We start from the raw sequence: 25,786 nt of genomic DNA, 5'->3' as shown, positions 1-25,786 counted from the left end.
ATTCTGGGTGTGGACGATAGCCGCGCAGGAGAGAAAGAGGATTTTGCTATATTTGCAACTTATAACTCGTTTTTACCTGCCCCGTTACATAGAATGAGCGGCGAATTCTGCCTGCCTCATTTTTGGAGCAACTATGTCCCGCACTTTGCACTTTGTCCTGGCGCTCGCCGTGGTGGCGATCCTGGCAATGTTGGTTAGCCGCGATCGTAAAAGCATTCGCGTGCGTTTTATTATCCAGCTGTTAGCGATTGAAATTTTACTCGCCTACTTTTTCCTCAATTCCCACATAGGTCTGGGCTTCGTGCAGGGTTTCTCCGCCCTGTTCGATAAGCTGCTGGGTTTTGCCGCCGAAGGCACCGGTTTCGTGTTCGGGAATATGAATAAACAGGGCCTGGCGTTCTTCTTCCTGAACGTCCTTTGCCCGATTGTGTTCATCTCGGCGCTTATCGGCATCCTGCAGCATATCCGCGTGCTGCCCTTCGTTATCCGCATCATCGGTACGGTGCTGTCGAAAATCAACGGCATGGGCAAACTGGAATCGTTCAACGCCGTGAGTTCGTTGATCCTCGGCCAGTCGGAAAACTTCATCGCCTATAAAGATATCCTCGGCAAAATGTCCGAACGGCGCATGTACACAATGGCCGCCACGGCGATGTCGACGGTGTCCATGTCCATCGTCGGCGCTTATATGACCATGCTGGCGCCCAAATATGTCGTGGCGGCGCTGGTGCTGAATATGTTTAGTACCTTTATCGTTCTATCGTTGCTCAATCCCTACCGGGTAGAGAAAGAAGAAGATTTGCAGATGAGCCATCTGCACGAAGGACAAAGTTTCTTTGAAATGCTGGGCGAATACATCCTCGCCGGGTTTAAAGTGGCCATTATCGTCGCGGCGATGCTTATCGGGTTTATCGCGCTGATCTCTGCCGTTAACGCGCTGTTTAGCCTGCTGTTCGGCATAAGTTTCCAGGGCATCCTCGGTTATATTTTCTTCCCGTTCGCCTGGGTGATGGGCGTGCCTGCGCACGAAGCGCTACAGGTGGGCAGCATTATGGCCACCAAATTGGTGTCGAATGAATTTGTGGCCATGATCGATTTGCAGAAAGTCGCCGGGGAATTATCGCCGCGCTCGGTGGGGATTCTGTCGGTGTTCTTGGTGTCGTTCGCCAACTTTTCCTCGATAGGCATCGTCGCCGGCGCAATCAAGGGCCTGAACGAGCATCAGGGCAACGTGGTCTCCCGCTACGGCCTGAAACTGGTTTATGGCTCTACGCTGGTCAGCGTGCTGTCGGCCGCCATCGCCGGCCTGGTGATTTAACGCCACGCCTGCCGCGTGAGATGCACTCCGGCCTGTCGGTCGGGACGGGTCAGCCTGGCTGGCCCGTTTTTTTTCTTGAAGACGCCCGCTCCAGACGTAAAAAAACCGGCCGAGGCCGGTTTTTTTTATTGGTGGAGCTAAGCGGGATCGAACCGCTGACCTCTTGCATGCCATGCAAGCGCTCTCCCAGCTGAGCTATAGCCCCGAATGCGGGTATCACACCTTAAGCTGGAACAGACATCATCCTTGCCAACTCCGTATGGAGTGGTGGAGCTAAGCGGGATCGAACCGCTGACCTCTTGCATGCCATGCAAGCGCTCTCCCAGCTGAGCTATAGCCCCGTGCACATGATGTCGTCTCTGGTGGACGGGGCGCATGATATGAATTCCAACAAACTCTGTCAACGGCTAAATTCGCCAAACGGGTCAAACGCTGAAAAAGCCGTCAAATCAGCGCTGACGGGCCGTTTATTGCGCCCGCTGGGCGATAAAATCCAGCGCCAAATCGATGCGCGCCAGAGACCGCGACTGACCTATTGCATGCACGGTAACATCGAGGGCCGGGGACTGACCGGCGCCGGTTACCGCAACGCGCAGCGGCATACCCACTTTGCCCATGCCCACCTGCAGTTCCTCGGCCGTTTGTTCAATGGCCGCATGCACCGAAGCCGGCGTCCACGCGTCGAGCGCCGCCAGCTTGGCGCGAACCGCCTGCAGCGCCGGAGCCGCCACCGGGCGCAAATGCTTCTTGGCCGCATCGACATCAAATTCGCTGAAATCTTCGTAGAAATAGCGGCAGCTGGCGGCTATCTCTTTGAGGGTTTTACAGCGCTCGCCGAGCAGTTTCACCAGCTCCGCCAATTGGGGCCCGGTACGGGTATCGATCCCCTGCTGCTCAATATGCCAGACCAGATGCGTGGCAACGTAGTCGGCCGGAAGATGATTAATGTAATGATGATTAAGCCACAGCAGTTTTTCGGTGTTGAACGCGCTGGCGGATTTGCTTACCGCGTCAAGGCTGAATAGCCGCTTCATGTCGTCGACGCTGAAAATTTCCTGATCGCCATGGGACCATCCCAGGCGCACCAGATAGTTCAGCAGCGCTTCCGGCAGAAAACCGTCATCGCGGTATTGCATGACCCCCACCGCGCCGTGGCGTTTGGAAAGCTTCTTGCCGTCGTCGCCCAGAATCATCGAGACATGGGCATAATCCGGCACCGGCGCGCCCAGGGCCTTGAGGATATTGATCTGCCGCGGCGTATTATTGATATGGTCCTCACCGCGGATGACGTGGGTTATCGCCATATCATAGTCGTCCACCACCACGCAGAAATTATAGGTGGGCGATCCGTCGGTGCGGCGGATTATCAGATCATCGAGCTCCTGATTGCTGAACTCGATAGGCCCGCGGATAAGATCGTTAAAGACCACCGAGCCGTCCTGCGGGTTGCTAAAACGCACCACGCAGGGTTCATCTGCGGCGTGATGGTCGTGGCTGTCGCGGCAGCGTCCGTCGTAACGCGGTTTTTCGCCGCGGGCCATCTGCGCTTCGCGCAGCGTCTCTAGCCGCTCTTTGGAGCAATAGCATTTATAAGCGCTGCCATGGGACAGCATATCGTCAATGACCGCGTTATAGCGGTCGAAACGTTTAGTCTGAAAATAGGGGCCTTCGTCCCAGTCCAGGTTGAGCCAGTTCATACCGTCCATAATGGCCTCAATCGCCGGCTGCGTTGAGCGCTCAAGATCGGTGTCCTCAATGCGCAACACGAATTCGCCGCCCAGATTGCGGGCGAACAGCCACGAATAGAGCGCGGTACGCGCGCCACCAACATGCAAATAGCCCGTGGGGCTGGGCGCAAAACGGGTTTTAATTTTCATCAGCTATATTGCCTTCATTACGCATGGCGAAGAGCCGGAACGGCGCTTCCGGCCCATAATAAAAAGTGGGTAATAGTCTACCACTTAAGGCCGAATCCTCAACGCCTGTCCTCATCGGGGCGGTTTTTTCACGCATCATGGCGCAAAACCGCCCGGGATGGCTAAATTTAATACGAACACGCAAATTCACGGGAAAAATCGTTGACTCATTGCGGCGGTTCCCTATAATGCGACTCCACACAGCGGGGGTGATTAGCTCAGCTGGGAGAGCACCTCCCTTACAAGGAGGGGGTCGGCGGTTCGATCCCGTCATCACCCACCACGATGCATTTCGTGTCCCGCAGTGAGAAATAGAAGTAATATGCTCTAAGAAGTGGGTGATTAGCTCAGCTGGGAGAGCACCTCCCTTACAAGGAGGGGGTCGGCGGTTCGATCCCGTCATCACCCACCACTTCTTTGATGGCTATTGTTTTGATGTTCGCTTCAGAATGGGTGATTAGCTCAGCTGGGAGAGCACCTCCCTTACAAGGAGGGGGTCGGCGGTTCGATCCCGTCATCACCCACCAATTCTGACGTCTTTAAGTGGGTCGTTAGCTCAGTTGGTAGAGCAGTTGACTTTTAATCAATTGGTCGCAGGTTCGAATCCTGCACGACCCACCACTTTCCGTTTTCCCTTTCTCAGTGCGTTGTCTTCATCAATATCCATCGTCGCCTAACCTGTCGCGCCGCTGTCAAAGGTACGCTGCAAATACGCCCGTGCGTTCAGGTTGCTGTTCGCCGCCGCAGACGGCAGGCTGCAATGACGGCCATGCAGCCAGGTTATGATGCTGACTGCCGCAGACGGCACGTCTCTGTGCCCCGTTCTCCTCTCGCTCGTCAAGACGCCGAAATGGCAACGCTATCTGTCATAGGCAACGCGTGGTTAAGTTGCTTACCATTCACTAGCTCGTTACATTAGCGTCAGATTCCACAGCAGGCTAATCGGCGGGTAATGCTGCTCGGCCCCTACAGCACAAATGTTAAGGTAAAAAATTGCACAGTATGTCATTGCTGGATAATAGCTTACCCATAACCTTATGCCTATGGCATTGCTATAAAATCCTCCGGCGATAACTGATAATGTTAACCCCCGGTAATATCACGTTTATGATACCGCGATGGCTTAATGCCAGTGAAATGAATGCATTAAGGGTAAATGCCCAACAATAGATGGCTATCGTCTCACTCAATCTTTTGATCGTTCAAGGAGTATTGAGAGGATAACGTAATCAATAGCATGCCTTTATATCAACGAGTAAATAATTCACCCACGACGGAGCAGAATAAGGGAATGGCTATCGTTGCGGGAAACAGCGTGCTTTAGGCCCAAAAGTAATCAGAAATGTAAGAATGACGCTCATAAACGTGGCGTCCGGCCGAAACTTACCCCACTTTTGATCCCTAGCAACACCGCCGCAACGCTTGAAATATGTATCCCGTTCTCGAGGGCAAAGACATTTACCGTGGCGGCATTAATGCTATTGAAAATTGGCTGAATTGATTCTCTTTTTCCCCAGTTCAATTACCCAAGTATTTACCATTCTGTTTTCTTTATAAGATATCACCAGGCACACTTAATTGTTAAAAAAATCCGTGATAGGCTAATTTCTCAATGTTTTCAAAATGACCGAAACCATTGAGGAAAGTAAAATGCATAGTGTTACCCAATTGAAATCAATTTATACGCTGACAAGACCTGATTGGTTAGACGCTGCTGGCATGAGTAAAGGAATTCACCACGATCACCAGCATTTAGGCATCATTCTCGGCGCTAATCAGACGCTTAGAGTGCGCCAGGTCGATACGGCTTTCAGTAGCATGTTGACGCTACGATTATTAAACGACGGCAGTAAAACTGAGGCTAGCTACAACGTCGGCCGTGATTGGGTAGAAGCCAGCGTCAACGCGGCCTCAGTTCCTTTCATCGAAACACCTTATGTGACGGGTGCCCCGGTGGTGGAATTCGAGTATCCCGAGACGTCCAAAATATTGCCGGTATACCGCAAAGGCGAGAATGAAGCGGCCTTTTTCGAGCGGTGGAACTCACAGGACGCTGAATTGGCTATAGTCGATTCGGGGTACGCGCTGATCCTGGTACCGAAGGTCAGCAAACCAGCACTGCAGGCCTCGGGAAATGTTGGAAGTATAGATGCTCTTATCACCTATTATGAAGGTATTTTTAGCTTCTATAATGCGCTGTGCGGCCTCTCCTTCGAGGCCGAGCACGACTCGGATTGGAATATTACCAATCGATACTTAATGAAAGCCGACAAAGATGACAGCAACGGCGGCTATTACGGCGGTAATTGGACAGCGGAATCTTCCGCCTCGGTTAGCAATTTTTGGCTAACACCGCAGGCCAGCAACTGGGGTAGTCTGCATGAAATTGCCCATGGCTATGAGGGGCATTTTATGACGGGTAAACATTTCTCCGTCGGTGAGGTATGGAATAACATTTATGCCGCCAGCTACCAGGATATGATGCTGGGTGAACGTAAATATCAAGATGGCTGGCTATATAATTACGGCAATAAAGCGAAAGTGGAGAAGACCATCTTTCAACTGATCGCCAAAGGGAAGCCGCTTAATCAGTGGGATTTGCGTTCCAAGCTTTACTTTTTCATGTTAATGGTGGACAAGGCGGGTAAGAATGCCTTTACGCATTTCAACCAGCAGTACCGTAAAAGCTGTAATACGTCAGACTTTATTCCTTACGAACACTCACTGCTGGATCTGCTGTCTGAAAGTTTCGCTGTAGCTGGAGAGCAGGTGGACGTAACGCCTTTTATACAGCTTACCGGCGGCGATGTAACGCAACCGCAGCGCGATCGCAATAAGTTTAGCCACGCTAAGGCCGTTTACCCGCTGTATCAATTAGTTGATAAACCGCAGTTGGAGGCGGTGAAAAACCAATTGAAGCTTGACTCCACCCTCCGTCTAGTTGATGCAACTCAGTTAAAAGCTACCGGCCTGAAAGGCAATGTCAGCTTGCGTTTTAACATCGATGACTTTGCGCAGATTTATGGTAAAGACCTGATCCTGTTGGAGGGGGCGCGTTACGCTTATAAAATAGGTATAGACAGCCCGACGTTAACATTGCGAGAGCTGCCGATTGGTGTGTACACCCTGCGCTTGCCTACCGGTAAAGATCGTAAATACCAGCCAACAACGGATTATCTTACAGTGAAACAGGGGGATAATGCAGCGGAAATTACCTTTGTCAGAAAACATGTATCGCCGATCATCTCGCAAGAAATAAATTTCTTGGGCATATCAGACGAGCTTTTCGCCACGCTATTAGTTGATCGTGTACAAGGCAAACTGATCATCGACGTCTTTACCACCACGCCGCATTATTATTTCCCAGGTGTAACCTATGCGAAGATTGTCGTGCGCAATCCGCAAGGGACAATCACCTTCACCAAGGAAATCCCTGGCACCGAAGCAACCTTAAGCCATGATGAACTGATATTCAGCGTCGGCGATCAGATTGAGATATTTCATAAAGAACCGACGCGCTTACGGGTCAACCCGCCTTATCCCGACATCATCGATAGCAAAAACCTGACGAACGTCTTAACCATTGCCGAATACGGGTTGATAAATACGGACTTGCAGGGAGATCCTGGGCAGGCGCTCTTAACGCGGCTGGATAATGCAGCTTTACGTTTGCGCGGCTTTTATCAGGCCTACCACGCCGCATATTCACCTTTCAAAGACGACATTTATCTGGCCATCCAGGCTTTTGATAGCCCGGAACGTGAGCAATTATTGGTAGCTTATAAGGACTGCCTTCCCGCCGATAATACGCCTCCAAGCGATAACGTAGGGTATAAATTCATGTTTATCGGCGCTGGGTTTAATGACCGTCAGTTTCTGGGCGGTATCCTTGACTTGGTTAAGAAGACGTTAACGATTAAAATCTCAGCAGGGATCCCACACAGCTATTTTTCCAGCGTATACGCTTCAATCGCTTATGAAGATGCTGACGGCAATAGCCTCTATCGCGAAGCGGTGATCGGCAACCAGAATCAGCAGGCGCGCTCAATAGTGTTGCCCCTCTCCGGCTACGGTGGCGAGGTGATACGCCTGTTTCATGAGGAACCGGACGACCGTTTAATCATTACTAACGAGATGCAGCACGTGCGGTTGGCCGAAAGGGGCAAGCAACAACATTATCGCATCACCACCGTAGGATTGGAGCGCATCGACATTTAACAAGAGTCTTGTTCCCCGGCCAATGTTGCCGCATTGGTCCCTCTTATTCAGTTTTTTTACGGCGCAGACGGCGCTGTCCAGACATGACTGGCGCCGGAAGCTTTGTCGGCGGCGTAGAAAGCGCCCGCCGCGCTAACGCAGGCGGCAAACGTACGGGTGTGAGCCTAGGCTTCGCCGCTGCGCGTCGGCTTCACTGCCCTCACCGCCAGAGATAAAACGCGAAAGGGGGGATTTAAGGGCATAATAAACCGTCGGCCGGCAACGGGCGACGGCTTCACATTCAGGCGCCAGGCGGGAGAAATGCCGCCGGCGTGCTTGCCAGGATGGCGAGAAGACGCTGGCGCCAGCCCCCTTAATGGCCGCCGCCACCGCCTTGGGGACTGAACGGCGGTTTTGCCAACCAGATGACCAGGATCAGCGCGAAAAAGATCCAGCCCAACAGCGTAAAATAGTCCACGGTCGACAGCATATACGCCTGCCCTTCCACCAATTTGTCCAGCTGCGCCATCGTGCTTTGGCTATTGCCCCCCAACCCCTCGATGTAAGACTGCGTCGCGGGGCTGTAGGCGGTAATATCCTCCGTCAAATGCGCGTGGTGGAATATCTCGCGCCGATGCCAAATCCAGGTGGTCAACGAGGACGCAAAACTGCCGCCCAGTACCCGCAAAAAGGTCGCCAGACCGGAGCCTTCGGCAATATCCTTCGGCGGTAAACTGGAGAGCAGAATACTGGTGGTGGGCATAAAAAACAGCGCCACCCCGATCCCCATGAAGCCTTGAATCATCGCGATATGATAGTAATCCACGTCGGTGGTGAAATCGGAACGCATGAAGCAGGAGATGCCAATCACCAAAAACGATCCGCCCGCCAACAGCCGGAGATCGAATTTATGCGCGTAGCGACCGACCAGCGGCGACAGAAACACCGGCAAAATACCAATGGGCGCCGCCGCCAGGCCGGCCCAGACCGGGGTGTAGCCAAGCTGGGTCTGTAGCCATTGCGGCAGCAGCAGGTTGATGCCAAAGAAACCGGAATAGCCCAGTACCAGCGCCAGCGTACCAAACGAAAAGTTACGGTATTTAAACAGGCGGAGATCGATAATCGGATGTTTGTCGGTCAGTTCCCAAATAACCAGCGCCACCAGCGAAATCACCGAAATCAACGTGCCGACAATGATAAATACCGACTCAAACCAATCGAGATCGTTGCCCTTATCCAGCACCACCTGCAACAAGCCCACCCCCAGCACCAGCAGCGCCAGGCCGACATAATCAATCGGCTGGGTCACCGTCGTCTCCGGCCGATCCTTGAGCTGCGCCAGCACTAACATGGCCGCGAATACGCCGATAGGCACGTTAATAAAGAAGATCCACGGCCAAGTATAATTATCGGTTATCCAGCCGCCGGCCAGCGGACCGACGATGGGCGCCACCACGGTGACCATCGCCAGAAGCGAGAGCGCCATCCCCCGCTTGGCGGCAGGATAAATGGACAGCAGCAGCGTTTGCGCCATGGGATAAAGCGGCCCGGCGAAGAAGCCCTGTAGCGCGCGGAAAATAACCAGCTGCGTCATATTTTGCGCGATACCGCACAAAAAGGAGGTGATGATGAACAGCAGCACAGAGGCCAAAAATAACTTGGTTTGCCCCATGCGCCGCGACATCCAGCCGGTCAGCGGCAGCGCGATGGCGTTGGACACCGCGAACGAGGTTATAACCCAAGTCCCCTGCTCCGAACTTACCCCCAGGTTGCCGGAAATCGTGGGCAACGCGACGTTGGCGATGGTCGTGTCCAACACTTGCATAAAGGTCGCCAGCGACAGGCCGATGGTGGCCAGCACCAGGCTGGGCGGACGAAAGCCTTGCTCACTCATGGCAACCCCGCATCACTGTTGACCTTGGCCGGCATCGCGTGCCTGGACGCCATTTTGATGAATGATGCGCGTCACCAGACTATCCGCTTCACGCAGCTGATGTTCGTAGACGTCGGTATTGTATCGGGGCTTATCCAAAGGCCGCGGCGCCAGCACCGGTCCGTCCTGGTTGTGCATATCCACCGTCACGTTGGTGGACAAACCGACCCGCAGCGGGTGGTGATCCAGATTGTCCGGATCCAAGCGGATACGTACCGGCAGGCGCTGCACGATTTTGATCCAGTTGCCGCTGGCGTTCTGCGCCGGCAGCAGCGAGAAGGCGCTTCCGGTACCGACGCCCAAACTTTCCACTTTGCCGTGGTAAGTAATGTCGCCGCCGTACAGATCGGCGTTAATGTCCACCGGCTGACCAATACGCATCGACAGCAGCTGCGTTTCCTTAAAGTTGGCGTCGATCCACACATCATCCAGCGGCACCACGGCCATTAAGGCGGCGCCCGGCTGAACCCGGCTGCCCACCTGTACCGAGCGTTTGGCGACAAAACCGCTGACCGGCGCCACCAGCGTACTGCGGACATGGTTGAGATAGGCGCTGCGCAGCGAGGCGGCGGCATCTTTGACGTCCGGATGGGAGGCGATAGTGGTATCGTCCACCAGCGCGAAGGTCGTGTTCAACTGTTGCTGCGCCGACGTCAGCGAGGTTTCCGCCGAGGTCAGGGCATCACGGGCGTGGGACAACTCTTCCTGCGAGATGGCGCCGTCGCGCGCCAGATTGGCGCGGCGCTGATAATCGGTACGCGCGCGCTGGAGTTCCACTTTACGCGCGGCGACCATCGCTTTGTAATTATCCACGTTGCTGTACATCCCGCGCACCTGGCGCACCACACGGGCCAGATTGGCCTCGGCGCTTTCCTGCGCCACGATGGTATCGCTGGGATCCAGACGCACCAGCAGTTGCCCTTGTTTGACGTAGTCGCCGTCATCGGCCGCGATAGTGGTCACGGTACCCGCCACCTGCGGCGTAATTTGCACCAGGTTGCCGGTCACATAAGCGTCGTCGGTGCTTTCGTAGAACCGGCCGTGCAGCCAGTAATACAGGCCAAAAGCGACCAGACAGATGACGACGATCGCCAGCAGGAGAAGCAGCATCATTTTGCGCTTGCCTTTATTGCGCGCCGGCGCAGCACCGGCGTTATCAGCCCTGGTGTTAGCCGCATTTTGTTGCGGAGTAGTTTGCGATTCAGCCATAAAATGAGTTCTCAGTCTGTTTTAGTTATTCTGCGCCACGACAGGCGCGGCCGGGAGAGATGCGGGTGTTTGGAAACCGCCGCCGAGGGCCTGCATCAGCACAATGGCCGTATCGGTACGCTGGGCGTTGATACTGGCCAGATCGCGTTCGGCCTGAATCAGTTGCTGTTCCACGCTCAGCGCATCGAGATAGTTACCGATACCGGCGCTGTAGCGCTGCATGGCGTTGTCCCAGGACGCGCGCGCGATATCCCGCGCCCGCGTTTGCTGTTGCACTTGCGTTTCCAACGACGCCAGGCGCGTAATGGCATCGCCGATATCGCCAAGGGCGCTGACCAGCGACTGGTTATATTGCGCGACCGCCAGATCGTAGTCGGCATTGCTGCCCGCCAGATCCGCGCGCAAGCGGCCGCCGTCAAAGATAGGCAGCGACAGCGCCGGTCCGATGGTAAAGAAGCGGCTGGGCGCGCCGAAAAACGCATCGCCCAACAGCGATTTGGTTCCGGCCGCGGCGCTGAGATTCAAGTTGGGATAAAAGGCGGTTCGGCTAACCTTGATATCCTTGGCGGCGGCTTCAACCCGCCAGCGGGCGGCGATCAGGTCTGGACGACGGCCGAGCAGTTCCGCCGGTAGCGTTGCCGGCAGGCTCACCGCGGCCGGCGCAATCAACTGCGGACGCGGCAGGGTACGGGCGGCGTCGGGGCCTTGGCCCAGCAGTACCGCCAGGCGGATCCCTGCGGCGGTCACCTGTTGACGCGCGGCGGTCAGCGTCGCCTGCGCCGCCGCTTCCAGACTTTCGGTCTGCTGATATTGGAACTTACTGTCAAGCCCGGCGGTGAACCGGCGCTGCGCCAGCCCCAGCATGGTGTGGGTGCGGTTTAGGTCCTGCTGCGCCAAATCGAGCATCGCGTGGGCTTCGCCATAGTTGTTATAGGCGCGCGCCACATTGGCCGCCAGCGTCAGACGGGCCGCCTGGCGATCCACTTCGCCGGCGTTGGCGCGCCCAACCGCCGCTTCCCAGGCGGCCCGCTGGCCGCCCCATAAATCAAAGGTGTAGTTAAAATCGGCGGACAAGGTTCTGACGGTGCCGTATTGCTTACCTTGACCGTTATAGTCATCCACGCGGGCGTTACGGGCACGCGTAATACCGGCGCTGGCGTCCAGCGTCGGCATGCGTGCGGCTTCCGCCGCCATCACCGATGCGCTGGCCTGGCGCGCGCGCGCGTCAGCCACCTGCAAATCGGGACTGTTCTGTAGCGCCCGACGGATCAGGGCGTCCAGGTTGCTGTCGCCCAGGCTGTTCCACCAATCGGCGGTCGGCCAGCTGGCGCTGGAAAGCTTGGCCGATGAAAAGGTTTGTTGCCCGGCGAGGGTATTGGCGTCCAGCGCCCGGCCTTCGGTATGTAAACCGTAAGGCAAGGCGCAGCCCGCCAGCATCATCGCGCTTAAGAGCGGTAATAAACGAATGCGCAACGGCATAGTGTTAGTAACTCCTTAAATACCGGCAGGACCCACCAGCTTGTTCAGCAGACGGGCAAATTCTTTAAACTCGGCGGGGGTAAGCGGCGCCATAAGATCATTTAGGGTGTGGGTGATAATCGACGGCAATTGCCGACAAAAAACGCGTCCGGTATCGGTCAAAGAAAGCCGCATTTGGCGGCGATCGTCGGTGCAGCGCACGCGCACAATTAAATTTTTGTTTTCCAGACGATCCAGCATGCGCGAGGTGGCGCCGCTGTCCAGGTTCATTCGGCGGCAAAGCTCCGCCGACGTTTCCAACCCTTCCCGACACATCAGCAGCATGACCTTGCACTGCGCCGCGGTAATGTCGTGGGGCAGCAACCAGGTTTCCAATAACCGATCTTTATCGCTATTGAGCCGGTGAATGTTGCGGCCCAGTTGAAAGACCTCTTCCAACTGCTCCGGCGCGAAGTGTTTCATCTTAATCCATGCCTAGGCAGCTATTCCGCGGGCAACTATAGCCCTATTAATTAAAGTAAACAATAGTCAGTTTTGTAACCAGGTATTTACGAAAACAGACAAAACTCGGCAAAACGGCCGCCTTTGCGCCGCCGCCGGCGAAAAAACGACGCCCGTCAAGGCTGTCGGCGGCCCGGGCGGCCGTCCCTATGGGCGTCGCGCCTGTTCGGGGGTGGGTGACGCAGAACGCCTACCTGACGCTACTGGACGTTGGCATGAAAGCTGGGCACCTAATCGCGGGCTGGACCTTTGAACGCCCGCCCAATGCCTGCCCATACGCCGCACGGTAGCTTGAAATCTAGGCATCTAATCGCGGGCTGGACCTTTGAACGCCCGCCCAATGCCTGACCGAACATTGGACGCGGTGCTCGCGCCCGGCGAGCGGTAGGATAGAGAAATGGAAGGGGACGTATGCGTTAGCGCTTTTGCCATTGCATATGCAGTAAAGGAAAGGGATTTCCCTGGGCATCCACCTCGGATCGGCCCGTCTGGACAAACCCATAATGCTGGTAAAATCCTCGCGCCTGGTGGTTTTGTTCATTGACATCCAACGTTAGGTCGCCACGCAGAGCCACGGCATAGTCTAACAACCGTTGGCCGATACCGCCGCCGCGCGCCGCTGCCTCGATAAATAACATCTCGACGTGGTTATCCGATAAGCCAATGAAGCCTCGGAGCCCGTGTTGCCCCTCCTCCGCCACCCAAACGTCCAGCGCGGGCAAATAGCGCTGCGCCACCAGCGTGCGTAGCGCGTCGATATCCGTTTCGCGGAGGAAATGATGGCTAGCGCGGACGGAGCGCTCCCAAAGGGCCACCAACGGTGGATTATCGGTAACGGTACGTGCTCTTATGGTTATCATGGCGTCACTCGGTAAGGTGTCAGCAAAAAATGCAAGATGCCGCAGTGTCACCCGCCTCGCGTTTTGGCCGCGGTGTTTTTACACGGCCAGTTCGGTCAAAACGGCAGATTAACACAGGGCGCGCCCTCAATCGGCCAGTGGGCTGAACATCGGCGACAGCGCTACGGCGTGCCTGCGTCAGCTAAGCCACCCTCACCGGGTCTCAAGCCCATCACATCGGCATGTCGCCTCGAAACGCGTTTACCGGCAGGTTTCCTGACTTAAAAACGCCTGCGTCGGTGCGCCAACGCGCGCCGCTTGGACACCGGAGGTGATAGCGCATCGTCACCATCAAGCATAGGTGGCGTGCATCGCGGCAATACGACACATTGGTGGGTCGACGCGCGTCGCGGCAGTATGACATTTTACTGGATCGATGCGTGTCGCAGCAGTATGACATTTTACTGGGGCGACGCGCGTCGCGGCGATATGACATTTTACAGGGTCGATGCGTCTCGCAGCAGTACGACATGTTACGTTGTCCCTAGCGGCGCGACGTTCTACTTTTCGGCAGCGGGCGCGGCGGCGCGACAGGCTACCCTGTCGGCGTCGGCCGCGCAGCGCAGCGCGATAGCCGCTACGGTCGGGCTGCGCCGTATCGGCAGCGCGATATCGGCGCGGGTGCGCCAGGCATCGCCCGCGATGCCGCACCAAGCGCGCTGCAGCGGCAGGCGGTCTTGAGACTGGTTGAGAATAAAAACTTCACCGGTGACTGGATTTTTCCACAGGCGAGTGGACAATGTAGCACCGGGAGCCAGGGTGCCCAACTCTACCGAATACCAATGGGCGGTGGTCGCCTGGCAGGCCAGGGGGAGATGGCCCTGATTGTTAACGGTTACAGAAAAAGCCTGTAGCCCGGCGTTGCCGCGGTGGTAATTTACCTTATCGCCAGCGCTGGCGGTGTGGGTCAGCAACAACAGGCCGGACAGCAGTATTCCCCGCGCGTTCATCGACATCTCCGTCAAACAAGACGATTAGCGCCGGCAACGGCCGGCGGCGTACTGGATTGTGGGCGTTATCATACGCTTTTTGAGGACGAACAATGAAGTTTACCGGTTGGAAAATCGGCGTGGGCGCCCTGGCGCTGACGTCGCTGCTGTACCCGGCGTGTTACGCCGCAGAAATTAACACCATCGCTATTTTGACGCCAGAGCCCGGCACGGATTACGGCTGGAATCAGCAAGGCATCAACGCGGCGCGTGAAGCGGGCAAACAAGAGGGCGTTAAGGTGCTGGTGGCCGACAATCTTGGTTATGGCGATGTGCGCCCCACCCTGCGGGATCTCGCCGACGACGGCGCGCAGCTGTTTATCGCCCACGCCAGCGGCTATAACCAGGCGGCGCCGGAAATTGGCGCCCAGACCGGCATACCGGTTGCCATTACCGACAGCCCCTCCTCGTTGAAGGCCGGCCGCGTTGCCGATTATACCGTCAGCGGCCAAGAAGGGGCCTGGCTGGCGGGCACCCTGGCGGCTAAAATGTCGCGCAGCGGCACGCTCGGCATCGTCGTGTCCGGCGAGCCGCCGGCCTGGAATGCCCAAGCCGCGGCTTTTGTGCTCGGCGCCCGTGCGGCGCGGCCCGCGATTAAGATCCGCTATGCGGTTATTGGTCCTGCCGCCTATAGCGATGCCGCCGGCGGTAAACGCGTCACCGCATCGGTGATCGCCGCCGGCGCCGACGTTATTTTCGGCGAGGGCAACGGTTCAAGCTTCGGCATGCTGCAGGCGGTGGAAACCACGCCCGCCCAGGACGGCGGTAAAGTCTGGTTTATCGACGTCATCGGCGACAAATCCCCCATCGACAAAGGGCACCTTCTGAGCTCGGTGCTATGGAATCTGACGCCGGTCTATACCGCCATGATAAGGGATCTGAAAAATAACCAATTCGGTAGCCATAACTACCAGACCTCGTTGGCCAACGGCGCGATAGGGCTCCTGAAAACACCGCATATTCCTGATGATATCTGGGCGCAGGTCCAGGCGGTGCGCGATCGGATTATCAGCGGCGAGATCACTGTGCCGGCGGATTATGACGCCAGTACGCTGCATGCGCTGCTGGCCGGTCAATAGCGGCATGGCCGATGCTAACACCGCCGACACCGACGATGCTCTCCCCGCCGGCGCGCCCCTGGTCAGGCTGCACGCGGTCACCAAGGCGTTTCCCGGCATCATCGCCAATAAGGCTATCAGCCTGGCGCTGTGGCCCGGCGAAGTGCATGTGCTGCTGGGGGAAAACGGCGCGGGTAAATCGACGCTGGTGGCGCTGCTGTCCGGCATGCTGCGGCCCGATAGCGGCCGCATTGAGGTGGCCGGCGCGGCGCGGCAGATAGATTCCCCCCGCCGGGCGCTGGCCCTCGGCATCGGCACGGTGTTCCAGCACCCGATGCTGGTGCCGACATTGACGCTAACGGAAAATCTAGCGCTGGGCGATGCCTGGTGGCGCCCCCCCGCCCGGCGGCGCTACGCCGCCGCTATCGCTCGCCTGGGCGCCAGTCTCGGCGTAACGCTGGACCCCTGCGTGCCGGTGAGCACGCTATCGCTGGGCGAGCAGCAGCAGGCGGAAATTCTGCGCGCGGTGCTGCGCGGCAGCCGGGTGCTGATCCTCGACGAGCCGACCGCCCTGCTCACGCCGCAAGACGCCGAGCGGCTGGGCCTGCTGATGCGCCGTCTGGTGGCGCAGGGTCTGGCGGTGGTGTTTATCACCCATAAGCTCAATGAAGCGTTAGCCTGGGGCGACCGCCTCAGTGTCCTACGGCGCGGCCGCAAGGTGGGGGAAATTCCGCCGGCGCGCCTGCAGGCCCTCTCCCCGCAGATGGCCAGAGGGAAAGTGCTAGAGTGGATGTTTCATCCTACCGGCGAGGACGCCCCCCCGCCCGCAGACGCGACATCGGTATCACTCCCGGACGACGGCGAGCAAGCCGCCGCGCAGACGACGCCGGAACGGTTCCGCGGGATAACAGGTGCAACGCCGCTGTTGGTGGCGCAGCACCTGTCAGTGGCGGATCCACGCGTTCCGTTGCGCGACATCACTTTTAGCGTTGCCGGCGGCGAGATCCTGGCGATCGCCGGCATCGACGGCAATGGCCAAACGCAACTGGCGGAAGCCCTGGCGGGACAGCGCGCGCTAAGCGCCGGGCAGATCTGGCTGGCCGGGCAGTCGCTGCACGACTGTAGCGTGCGCGAGCGACGTCGGCGTGGGTTGAGCTACATCACCGATGACCGGCTGGGCGAAGGCACGGTTGGCGCATTCCCGGTGGCGGAAAATCTCTTGCTCAAGCAGATAGGCGCCCCCCCTTTCTGGCGCGGCGGCATAGGCCGCCCGGCACGTATTAATGCTTTTGCCCGCCGGCGTATCCGCGCGTTCGATATCCGTCCCCCCGACCCCGGCACCCTTATCGACACGCTGTCCGGTGGAAACAGGCAAAAAGTGCTGCTGGCGCGCGAGCTCAACGACCGCGCCCGAGCGGTGATTTTTGCCAAACCCACCTATGGCCTTGATTTGCACAACAGCTTGGCCATTCGTGAACGCATACGCCAGACTGCGGCGCAGGGGGTGGCGGTAGTGCTTATTTCCACCGATCTCGACGAGCTGCTGGCCTTGGCCAATCGCGTAGCGGTCCTGCGCCGGGGACAGATCGTGGGCATGGTCGCAAATGATACCGATGCCCGTCGGCGCATCGGCATGTTGATAAGCGGAGAAGCGCGATGAGGGCCCCGTCTCCCCGCCGCAACGGCACCGCCGCCGGGTTAAGGCGCTTATGCCTGGAAACGGGATTGACTTTGCTACCGATCGGATTAGCGCTTTTGATGGCCGGTCTGCTGCTTTGGCTGATGGGCGTCGACCCACTGGCCTACTATGGCTTTATTCTACGTAAAGGGCTGCTGGCCCCCTCTGGATGGCAGGCTTCGCTGACTCGCATGGGGCCGCTGCTGCTGATCGCCGCCAGCCTGATGGTGGCGTTCAGCGCCGGTTTGTGGAACCTCGGCGGCGACGGGCAGTTTATGCTAGGCGCCGTATTGGCGTCGGCCATCGCGCCCGCGCTGTTGTCCCATGGCGTTCCCCTAAGCATCACCCTGTTTTTAGCGCTGTTGGCCGGGGCGCTGGCCGGCGTGCTGTGGGGTCTGCTGCCGGCGGCGCTAAAAATCTGGCGCAACATCAACGAAATCATTACTAGCCTGATGATGTCTTTTCTCGGCGTTTCGCTGGCCAATGTGCTGGTCAAGCTACTGCTGGCGGATCCGGCCACCACCGTGCCGCAAACCCGCAATCTGCCCTGGGAACAACGGCTGCCGATGCTGTTCGGCGGTCAGGTTTCCAGCGGCCTTTTGCTCGGTCTGCTGGCGGTATTATTGACCCACGCAGTGATAAACCATACTGCGTTCGGCCTGCGTATACGGGTGATGGGCGCCAACCCGCGCGCGGCGATACATGCCGGACTGCCGGTCGGCGCGCTGACGCTTGCGGTGTTCGCGCTGTCCGCCGGGCTGGCGGGGCTGGCGGGAGCGGTTGAAATCATCGGGATACAGGGCAACGTGCGCGCCGATTGGAATCCGGCCTATAGCCTGGTCGTCGTGCCGCTGGTGTTTCTCGCCCAATTCAACGGCTTTGGCAGTATCGCCCTGGTATTCGTCTTCTCGGTGCTGTCCATCGGCAGCGAAAGCGCGGCGCGGCGGATGGGCGTCCCCAACCATTTCACCTTGTTGACCGTAGCGCTGCTGTTGATCGTGCCGGGATTGACCCGTCTGGCGGTCGCCAGGCTGCGGCAGGCGCTGCGCCATCGCGCGCTGCGTAATATCCCTCAGGACGGCGCTTAGCGTCGGCGAAGGAGAATACATGGAAGGGTTAACCAGCGGTTTTGTCACCTCCTTACTGATGGGAGCCATCGTCGCCGGCATCCCGCTGTTGTTGGCGGGGCTGGGTGAGCAACTGTCGGAAAAGGCCGGCGTGCTGAATATCGGTTTGGAAGGCATGATGCTGGCCGGCGCCTGGTTAGGATTCTTGGTGGCCTGGCGCCATGATTCCATGGCGCTGGGCTTATGGGCCGGCGCCGCAGGCGGGATGATGGTGGCGGCGCTCATGGCGGGTCTGTGCCTGTGGCTGCGGCTCAATCAGATAGTCATCGGGATCGCCCTGACCCTTGGCGCCGAGGGGGCTACCGCGCTACTACAGCAAATGGCCTTCAGCCATAGCTATCCCCGTCTGGGTGGCGTCAACACTCTCAGCGTGCCGTGGCTTGCTAATCTGCCGGTGTTCGGCAAAGCCCTGTTCGTGCAGCCGCTGGTCGTCTATTTGGCCGTGGGATGCGTGCCGCTGCTGGCCTGGCTTTATCGCGCCAGCAACGCCGGACTGGCGCTACAGGCGGCAGGCGATAAGCCCGCCGCGCTGGACGCCGCCGGGGTCAGCGTGCAGGGAACGCGTACGTTGGCGGTGCTAACGACCGGCGCACTGGCCGGGCTGGGCGGCGCCTACATGGCGCAGATCGGCGCCGGTATCTTCGTGCCGTTCATGACGCAGGGCAACGGTTTTATCGCTATTGTACTGGCAATGCTGGCGCGCGGCCGCCCGCTGTGGGTATTGGCGGGCGCGCTGCTGTTCGGGACGTGCCTGTCGCTGACCACCGCGCTACAGGTGCTGGGGGTGAATCTCCCTACCGATGTCATTCAGATGCTGCCCTTCATCACCGTGATGCTGGTACTCGTCGTTTTCGGGCGCCGGGCGGCTCTACCCGCCGCGTTGGGCACCCTCTGGACCCGGGGAGCGCGTTAACGGCATCAGGCCTTCCGCAGGCGAGGAACGTTAACGGCGCGCATCAGGCATTCGCGCGCAGGACGTGAATGGCGCGCATCAGCTATCCACCCTGGGCCGTTAACGGCATTAGGTTTTGGCACGCGAGGGACAGCAATGGCGCGCGGAGTCTCAACGCGAGGTCCAGGGACGGCACGCCAGCATCGGCGGCCGAGGGGCGTGGCCAAGGAGAAGCCTCCCCGGCGCGTCCGCCAACCCAGCGCCATGGGCGCGGCGCCTTAACGCCCCCCGCCACCGCCGCCTGAGACGGCTTTTACCGCTGTTTTAGCGGCGTGATGAGGCTATCCAACCCTTCTATCTTTATCGCCAGCGCCAGACTCATGAGCTGGCCCAGCCGCCCTTCCGGAAACTCCCCTTTGCGGGCAAACCAGAGCAGGTAGGGCTCGGGCAGATCGATAAGCATCCGCCCCTGATATTTGCCAAACGGCATCGCGGTATTGGCAATGGCCACCAGATCCTCTTTTTCCATTTTCGCCCCCTTACACGTCAGGTTAATCCCCCAAAAGACGCATCATTTCCGCCTCATCCATGATCGGAATATTCAACTGCTGAGCCTTGGACAGTTTAGAACCGGCCGCCTCTCCCGCGATCAGCAGATCGGTCTTGGCGGAAACGCTGCCGCTGACCCGAGCGCCGAGGGCCACGAGCCGATCTTTGGCCTCATCCCGCGACAGGGTGCTGAGCGATCCGGTCAGCACAATGGTCTTACCGGCAAACGGGTTATCCCCCGCCGCGACGGATGCGGCCACAGGCGCCGGCCAATGGATGCCTATCGTCGGGCTCAGCAACTCTCTAATGACCTCAAGATTATGGCTTTCCTCGAAAAAGTGGCGTACGTGGGTTGCCACAATCTTGCCAATGTCCTGCACCCCCGTCAGCGAGTCAATATCGGCGGCTGTCAGCGCGTCCAGCGTACCATAAGCGGCAGCCAGATTTGCCGCCGTCGCCTCGCCCACCTCGCGGATCCCGAGCGCGTAGAGAAAACGCGCGAAGGTGGTCTGTTTGGCGTTCTCCAGCGCATCCAGCAAATTTTGCGCCGATTTCGGCCCCATTCGCTCGAGCCGGGTCAGGATCTCTTTCGTCAGTCGGAACAGATCGGCCGGCGTTTTCACCAGCTCACGCTCCACCAGCTGATCGATAATCTTATCCCCCATGCCGTCGATGTCCATCGCCCGACGAGAAACGAAATGTTTCAGCGCTTCCTTTCGTTGCGCGGCACAGACCAGACCCGCGGTACAGCGCAACACCGCCTCGCCCTCAACGCGCTCCACATCCGAGCCGCAGACCGGGCAATGGGACGGAAACGCCACCGGCCGCGCACCCTCCGGCCGTTCGGAGGCGACGACACCGACGATCTGCGGGATGACATCGCCGGCGCGGCGGACAATCACCGTATCGCCAATCATCAGTCCCAGCCGCTCGACCTCATCGGCGTTGTGCAGAGTGGCATTGCTGACCATGGCGCCAGACACCAGCACCGGCTCAAGCCGCGCCACCGGAGTGATGGCACCGGTACGTCCCACCTGGAATTCCACGTCCCGCACCCGGGTTAACTGCTCCTGGGCCGGAAACTTATAGGCGATGGCCCAGCGCGGCGCACGGGCGACAAACCCCAAGCGCTGCTGTAGCGCCAGCGAATCCACTTTAATCACCACGCCATCGATATCAAAGCCGAGCGTCGCGCGCGCCTCGTGCACCTGTTGATAGAACGCCAGCACCGCGGCGCTGCCGGTACAGCGGCTGACGCGATCGCTGACCGGTACGCCCCAGGCTTTAAACTGCTGCAACCGCTCCCAATGACTTTCCGGCAGCGCGCCGTCTTCCAGCAGGCCGACGCCGTAACAATAAAACGTCAGCGGCCGCTTGGCGGTGATGGCGGGATCCAGTTGGCGCAAGGAGCCGGCGGCGGCGTTGCGCGGATTGGCGAAAACTTTGCCCCCTTCCCGTTTGGCGGTTTCATTCAGCCGTTGAAAGCCCGCTTCCGACATAAACACTTCGCCGCGGATCTCCAGCAGACGCGGCAGGTCTCCGTTATCTTTTAAACGCAGCGGAATGGTGCGAATGGTGCGCACATTGGCGGTGATATCCTCGCCGGTGGTGCCGTCGCCGCGGGTGGCAGCCCGCACCAGCTCGCCGTTTTCATACAACAGACTAACCGCCAGACCGTCCAGTTTGAGTTCGCAGCAGTAGGTCATATCGTCATCGCGCTTAAGCCTGTCCCGCACCCGTTTGTCGAACGCCAGGAAACCGGGCTCTTCAAAAACGTTATCCAGCGAAAGCATCGGCACTTCATGGCGCACTTGGCCGAAGCTATTCTGCGCCTGCCCACCAACGCGCTGGCTGGGAGAATCGGCGGTCAGCAGGTCCGGCCGGTTAGCCTCCAGCTCGCGCAGTTCCGCCATGACCCGGTCATATTCGCTGTCGGGCACTTCAGGGGCGGATTCCACGTAATAGAGGTATTCCCAATGTCGCAACTGCTCACGCAGCCGCAGGATCTGTTGTTCTATCTGTTCCATGATGCACCATCAGCAGCAAAAACCCCCGCAAGCGGGGGCTGAGGAGTAACGCTATTTTAGCAGTAACCGACCGGATAAGCGTAGCCGCAGACGGCGGGCGCGGGCGACACGCCATCGCGGGGCCGGCTCGCCACGGCCGTCAAACGCTGTCACCCGCCGCCTGACGCTCGGGCTTCACCGCGAGCGGTGGGCGCGGGTGACGCCTCTTCGACCGGTCGAGGTACACCGGCGGCGCGCCGGATCGCTCACGCGTTCAGGCGCCGGCGTTGGCGTCCAGCACCTGACGAATGCGCGCTTTATACCCGTCCAGTTTCTGCGGGGTCATCATGCGTCGCTCGTCGTCAAGCACGACGCCGCCGCAATCATCGGCGATACGCTGGGCGGATTGCAACATCAGTTTGAAGTTCTGATGGGCATCGCCATAGGAGGGCACCATCATGAACATGGAGATACCGGGGGTGGTAAAGTCAGCCATATCGTCAGGATTGAAAGAACCGGGCTTGACCATATTGGCCAGGCTGAACAGCACCGGCCCGCTGCCGGCGGGATTGAGATGGCGGTGGAAAATATTCATTTCGCCGAACTGAAAACCGGCCTGAAGTACGCTTTGCAGCAATTCTTCGCCGCCTAACACCGTCCCGTTGTGGGCGGCGACATGGAGCACCAGCACCGTTTCTTTTTCCCGCACCGGCGACGGCTGCGCCGCGTCCTCGTCTACGGGATCAAGCGCGGCGGAGGGCGCCGACGGTCGGTATTCATTCTGCGGCGCCGCGGCGCGAGCGGCGGCGGGCAGTAGCGGGTCGTCGTCATATTCCGCATCGTCGCCCGGCGCGGACTGCGCGCGCGCGGGCATTGCGGGCTCGGCGGTGCGGATTTGCGGCGGCTCGCGGTGGGGTCTGGCGGCGCCGGGAGCGGACTGCCCGAAACCTTCATCCAGCAGAGGATCGACATCATCATCCCGTTGACCCTCACCGGCGTGGGCGGGGCGCGCGGCGGGACGTGAGAACGGCGCGTCGTCGTCGATGCGACCAACATCCGCGTCGTCGTGGTGGCGCACGCGCGTGACGCGAACTTCGCCCACCCCCTCATCCCGCTCAGACAGCGGCGGCTCGTCCTGATCCTGACGTTCTTGTTTCAGTCGTTTGACCGGGCGATCGCGAAAAACCGCAGAGCGCTCTTTACGGCTGGTCCACAGACCATGTAAAAGCAACGCTATAATCGCGACCGCACCCACGACGATTAATATCAGACGCAAATCCTGCATCATTGCCATCTCAGCTGTTCTAATTCATTGCACATTGCCATAGCGGCAAACATTTACTCTCTTAACTGTATTTGCCTGCGTAGACAAGTGCAAGTCTACAGGGTACTTTCTGGCAAAAAGAGTTTGGCAAGTTATTTTTTTTGCTGCTTTTTCAGACAAAATGAGCCAAGCGGCAGCCATAAACGCTTAAAACCTGGGTTATACCTTTATCTATTCGGACAAAAATGGCACAAAACGACATGCAAAACGAGACAACTTCCCGCAGCGGCGTGCATTATTTTTTCGCCGGCTGGCGTTTAATCATGCTACCCGGAATTAAACGCTACGTCCTGCTACCGCTATTGGTCAATATCGCGCTGTTGGGAGGCGCTTTTTGGTGGCTGTATCGCCAGCTCAGCGTCTGGATACCGCAATTGATGAGCTACGTACCCCATTGGCTGCACTGGCTTAATTACCTCCTCTGGCCTTTATGCGTACTGGCAGTACTGCTGGTGTTCGGTTATTTCTTCAGTACCGTGGCCAATGTGATTGCCGCGCCGTTCAGCGGGCTGCTGGCCGAACGGCTGGAATCGCGCCTGACGGGCCATGACGCCCCGGACAGCGGCATGGTAGCTTTGATGAGCGATACGCCGCGCATGTTGCATCGCGAATGGGTGAAGCTGTGCTATTACCTACCCCGAGCGCTGATATTACTGGCCCTGCATTTTATTCCCGCCCTCGGCCAAACGCTGGTCCCAGTGCTGTGGTTCCTCTTTAGCGCCTGGATGCTGGCAATTCAATACTGCGATTATCCGTTTGATAATCACAAGGTCCCCTTTCCGGCGATGCGCGCCGCGCTGCGCCGTCACAAGGTCGCCAATCTGCAGTTTGGGGCGCTGGTGAGCCTGTTTACCCTGATACCGGTGGTCAATCTGGTGATTTTGCCGGTGGCGGTATGTGGCGCCACGGCGATGTGGGTAGACAACTATCGCGCCGGCCATACTTTATCCGGTTCTTAAAAACTTATGTCTTAATAACATAACGATATACGATTCTGTCACTTCCACCCCTATGCTGAAAGGGTATGCTTTGCTGAAAATCCCCTTTCTTTCGCACCCGAACTATAGGACTGGTCATGAGCAAAATTTATGAAGACAATTCACTGACTATCGGTCACACCCCGCTGGTCCGTCTAAACCGTATAGGCAATGGCCGCATCCTGGCGAAGGTGGAATCGCGCAATCCCAGCTTCAGCGTCAAATGCCGCATCGGCGCGAATATGATTTGGGATGCGGAAAAGCGGGGGGTGCTTAAACCGGGCGTGGAGTTGGTGGAGCCCACCAGCGGCAACACCGGCATTGCGTTGGCCTATGTCGCGGCGGCCCGCGGTTATAAATTGACGCTGACCATGCCTGAAACCATGAGCAGCGAGCGCCGTAAGCTTCTAAAAGCGCTGGGCGCCAACCTGGTGTTGACCGACGGCCCGAAAGGGATGAAAGGCGCCATTGCCAAGGCGGAAGAAATTGTCGCGACCGATCCCGAGCGCTTCCTGATGCTCCAGCAGTTCAGCAATCCGGCCAATCCGGCCATCCATGAGCAGACCACCGGCCCGGAAATCTGGCAAGACACCGACGGCGATGTAGACGTCTTTATCGCCGGGGTCGGTACCGGGGGCACCATCACCGGCGTTAGCCGTTATCTGAAAAATACGCAGGGTAAGAACGTGTTTACCGTCGCGGTGGAGCCCACCGATTCCCCCGTCATCACCCAGGCGTTGGCCGGAGACGAAATCAAGCCTGGGCCGCATAAAATCCAGGGGATCGGCGCCGGTTTCATTCCCGATAATCTGGATCTGAAGCTTATCGACCGGGTCGAGAAAATTACTAACGACGAAGCGATCGGCACCGCGCGTCGCCTGATGGAAGAGGAAGGCATCCTGGCCGGCATCTCCTCCGGCGCCGCCGTTGCGGCAGCGCTGAAGCTGCAAGAAGAGGAAGACTTCGCCAACAAAAATATTGTGGTGATCCTGCCCTCCTCCGGCGAGCGCTATCTCAGCACCGCGCTGTTTGCCGATCTGTTTACTTCGCCTGAATTACAATAGCGCCCGCTATAGCCGGTTTGTTGAAAAAAGCACCCGCCAGGGTGCTTTTTTGTGGACTGGATCATACTTTTAACCCACCACGAATTGATTTTGTTGGTCCTGTCTTGTATTTAAGCGGACAATTATTTCGGAGTATGAAATTAATCAGGCTATTTATTATACAGTCAACAGAAACGCTCGCCGGCCTATGGATTTCCGACGAAAAGCGGCATAATGATTAATGTCAAAAGCATTCATGCCTCAAACGGCGTGATTAAGCAATTAATGCTGTGATGCCCCGTCAGGACGAGTATCGCCTACGATCGCGCCACAGACTCCGCCACAACCATATAGGCTAAAGTGAACCTTTTAGGCTAAACTTTAGCCCCATAACACTGATATCATCTAATAAGTTGGGGAAATAAAATGTACCAGCAAGAAGTTACGATTACTGCTCCTAATGGTCTGCATACCCGTCCCGCCGCCCAGTTTGTCAAGGAAGCCAAAGGCTTTAGTTCCGAAATCACCGTGACCTCTAATGGCAAAAGCGCCAGCGCGAAAAGCCTGTTCAAACTGCAAACCCTTGGTCTGACGCAGGGTACCGTCGTCACTATCGCCGCGGAAGGCGAGGATGAACAAAAGGCGGTAGAACATTTGGTTAAACTGATGGCAGAGCTTGAGTAACATACGG

Annotated in this window: 19 protein-coding genes and 6 tRNA genes; 13 read left to right on the top strand and 12 right to left on the bottom strand. The window is 58.0% G+C overall.

All coding sequences use genetic code 11. The annotated features are described in order from the left end of the window. Window positions 1-133: 133 nt before the first annotated feature. Complete coding sequence (locus SANT_RS06360) at window positions 134-1,318, top strand: NupC/NupG family nucleoside CNT transporter (RefSeq protein WP_025421459.1); 1,185 nt, start codon at window positions 134-136, stop codon at window positions 1,316-1,318. Window positions 1,319-1,447: 129 nt separating this feature from the next. Here SANT_RS06360 and SANT_RS06355 read toward each other — a convergent pair. The 3 genes from SANT_RS06355 to gltX form a co-directional block, all read right to left on the bottom strand. Further along, a tRNA-Ala gene (locus SANT_RS06355) sits at window positions 1,448-1,523 on the bottom strand. Window positions 1,524-1,583: 60 nt separating this feature from the next. Further along, a tRNA-Ala gene (locus SANT_RS06350) sits at window positions 1,584-1,659 on the bottom strand. 126 nt (window positions 1,660-1,785) lie between these two features. Continuing rightward, window positions 1,786-3,195, bottom strand: a complete 1,410-nt coding sequence (gene gltX, locus SANT_RS06345; protein ID WP_025421458.1) for a glutamate--tRNA ligase — start codon at window positions 3,193-3,195, stop codon at window positions 1,786-1,788. Window positions 3,196-3,441: 246 nt separating this feature from the next. Between gltX and SANT_RS06340 the strand changes: the two genes are divergently transcribed. The 5 genes from SANT_RS06340 to SANT_RS06320 all read left to right on the top strand — a co-directional run bounded on the left by SANT_RS06340 (window position 3,442) and on the right by SANT_RS06320 (window position 7,452). After that, a tRNA-Val gene (locus SANT_RS06340) sits at window positions 3,442-3,517 on the top strand. A 53-nt stretch (window positions 3,518-3,570) separates the two neighbouring features. Further along, a tRNA-Val gene (locus SANT_RS06335) sits at window positions 3,571-3,646 on the top strand. 39 nt (window positions 3,647-3,685) lie between these two features. Next, window positions 3,686-3,761 (top strand) — tRNA-Val (locus SANT_RS06330). A gap of 18 nt (window positions 3,762-3,779) precedes the next feature. Beyond that, a tRNA-Lys gene (locus SANT_RS06325) sits at window positions 3,780-3,855 on the top strand. 1,002 nt (window positions 3,856-4,857) lie between these two features. Continuing rightward, entirely contained in the window at window positions 4,858-7,452 is a 2,595-nt protein-coding gene (locus SANT_RS06320; RefSeq protein ID WP_237234659.1) for a putative mucin/carbohydrate-binding domain-containing protein, read from the top strand. A gap of 352 nt (window positions 7,453-7,804) precedes the next feature. Here SANT_RS06320 and SANT_RS06315 read toward each other — a convergent pair whose 3' ends face one another. The 6 genes from SANT_RS06315 to SANT_RS06290 form a co-directional block, all read right to left on the bottom strand. Continuing rightward, window positions 7,805-9,325 (bottom strand): DHA2 family efflux MFS transporter permease subunit, encoded by a 1,521-nt coding sequence (locus tag SANT_RS06315; RefSeq protein WP_025421456.1) that lies wholly within the window; start codon window positions 9,323-9,325, stop codon window positions 7,805-7,807. Between the two features lie 12 nt (window positions 9,326-9,337). Further along, window positions 9,338-10,477 (bottom strand): efflux RND transporter periplasmic adaptor subunit, encoded by a 1,140-nt coding sequence (locus SANT_RS06310; protein WP_200867278.1) that lies wholly within the window; start codon window positions 10,475-10,477, stop codon window positions 9,338-9,340. A gap of 117 nt (window positions 10,478-10,594) precedes the next feature. Beyond that, window positions 10,595-12,052, bottom strand: coding sequence for an efflux transporter outer membrane subunit (locus SANT_RS06305; protein WP_038668317.1), 1,458 nt, complete (start codon window positions 12,050-12,052; stop codon window positions 10,595-10,597). Between the two features lie 15 nt (window positions 12,053-12,067). Next, window positions 12,068-12,514, bottom strand: a complete 447-nt coding sequence (locus tag SANT_RS06300) for a MarR family winged helix-turn-helix transcriptional regulator (RefSeq protein ID WP_038668312.1) — start codon at window positions 12,512-12,514, stop codon at window positions 12,068-12,070. Window positions 12,515-12,969: 455 nt separating this feature from the next. Beyond that, window positions 12,970-13,413, bottom strand: a complete 444-nt coding sequence (locus SANT_RS06295; RefSeq protein WP_025421453.1) for an acetyltransferase — start codon at window positions 13,411-13,413, stop codon at window positions 12,970-12,972. Between the two features lie 539 nt (window positions 13,414-13,952). Continuing rightward, on the bottom strand, window positions 13,953-14,402 hold the full coding sequence (locus SANT_RS06290; RefSeq protein WP_025421452.1) for a hypothetical protein: 450 nt from the start codon (window positions 14,400-14,402) through the stop codon (window positions 13,953-13,955). Window positions 14,403-14,494: 92 nt separating this feature from the next. Here SANT_RS06290 and SANT_RS06285 point away from each other — a divergent pair, with 92 nt between their 5' ends. The 4 genes from SANT_RS06285 (at window position 14,495) to SANT_RS06270 (ending at window position 19,217) form a co-directional block, all read left to right on the top strand. Further along, window positions 14,495-15,520 (top strand): putative B6 ABC transporter substrate-binding protein, encoded by a 1,026-nt coding sequence (locus SANT_RS06285; RefSeq protein ID WP_025421451.1) that lies wholly within the window; start codon window positions 14,495-14,497, stop codon window positions 15,518-15,520. Further along, window positions 15,480-17,159 (top strand): putative B6 ABC transporter ATP-binding protein, encoded by a 1,680-nt coding sequence (locus tag SANT_RS06280; protein ID WP_237234658.1) that lies wholly within the window; start codon window positions 15,480-15,482, stop codon window positions 17,157-17,159. Before SANT_RS06285 ends, SANT_RS06280 begins: the two co-directional genes overlap by 41 nt. Window positions 17,160-17,224: 65 nt before the next feature. Beyond that, window positions 17,225-18,265: a putative B6 ABC transporter permease subunit 2 gene (locus SANT_RS06275; protein WP_237234657.1), complete on the top strand. Its 1,041-nt coding sequence runs from the start codon at window positions 17,225-17,227 to the stop codon at window positions 18,263-18,265. 19 nt (window positions 18,266-18,284) lie between these two features. Next, a complete protein-coding gene (locus SANT_RS06270; RefSeq protein ID WP_025421448.1) occupies window positions 18,285-19,217 on the top strand; it encodes a putative B6 ABC transporter permease subunit 1 in 933 nt (310 codons plus the stop codon). 292 nt (window positions 19,218-19,509) lie between these two features. Here SANT_RS06270 and SANT_RS06265 read toward each other — a convergent pair whose 3' ends face one another. The 3 genes from SANT_RS06265 to zipA all read right to left on the bottom strand — a co-directional run bounded on the left by SANT_RS06265 (window position 19,510) and on the right by zipA (window position 23,039). After that, the gene (locus tag SANT_RS06265) at window positions 19,510-19,725 is read right to left on the bottom strand and encodes a DUF3820 family protein (protein WP_025421447.1); all 216 of its coding nucleotides are present in this window, start codon (window positions 19,723-19,725) and stop codon (window positions 19,510-19,512) included. Window positions 19,726-19,747: 22 nt separating this feature from the next. Further along, window positions 19,748-21,772, bottom strand: a complete 2,025-nt coding sequence (ligA, locus tag SANT_RS06260; protein WP_025421446.1) for an NAD-dependent DNA ligase LigA — start codon at window positions 21,770-21,772, stop codon at window positions 19,748-19,750. Window positions 21,773-22,025: 253 nt separating this feature from the next. After that, window positions 22,026-23,039 (bottom strand): cell division protein ZipA, encoded by a 1,014-nt coding sequence (gene zipA / locus SANT_RS06255; protein WP_025421445.1) that lies wholly within the window; start codon window positions 23,037-23,039, stop codon window positions 22,026-22,028. Between the two features lie 236 nt (window positions 23,040-23,275). Here zipA and cysZ point away from each other — a divergent pair, with 236 nt between their 5' ends. The 3 genes from cysZ (at window position 23,276) to ptsH (ending at window position 25,779) form a co-directional block, all read left to right on the top strand. Further along, the gene (cysZ, locus tag SANT_RS06250; RefSeq protein WP_038668309.1) at window positions 23,276-24,034 is read left to right on the top strand and encodes a sulfate transporter CysZ; all 759 of its coding nucleotides are present in this window, start codon (window positions 23,276-23,278) and stop codon (window positions 24,032-24,034) included. A 116-nt stretch (window positions 24,035-24,150) separates the two neighbouring features. Continuing rightward, complete coding sequence (gene cysK / locus SANT_RS06245) at window positions 24,151-25,116, top strand: cysteine synthase A (RefSeq protein WP_025421443.1); 966 nt, start codon at window positions 24,151-24,153, stop codon at window positions 25,114-25,116. Between the two features lie 405 nt (window positions 25,117-25,521). Further along, window positions 25,522-25,779 carry a phosphocarrier protein Hpr gene (gene ptsH, locus SANT_RS06240; protein ID WP_011411525.1) on the top strand — a complete coding sequence of 86 codons (258 nt, stop codon included), beginning with the start codon at window positions 25,522-25,524 and terminating at the stop codon, window positions 25,777-25,779. Window positions 25,780-25,786: the final 7 nt, after the last annotated feature.

This window comes from Sodalis praecaptivus (assembly GCF_000517425.1).
GTDB lineage: Bacteria > Pseudomonadota > Gammaproteobacteria > Enterobacterales > Enterobacteriaceae > Sodalis_A > Sodalis_A praecaptivus.
This window is presented reverse-complemented; position numbering and strand designations above follow the sequence as displayed.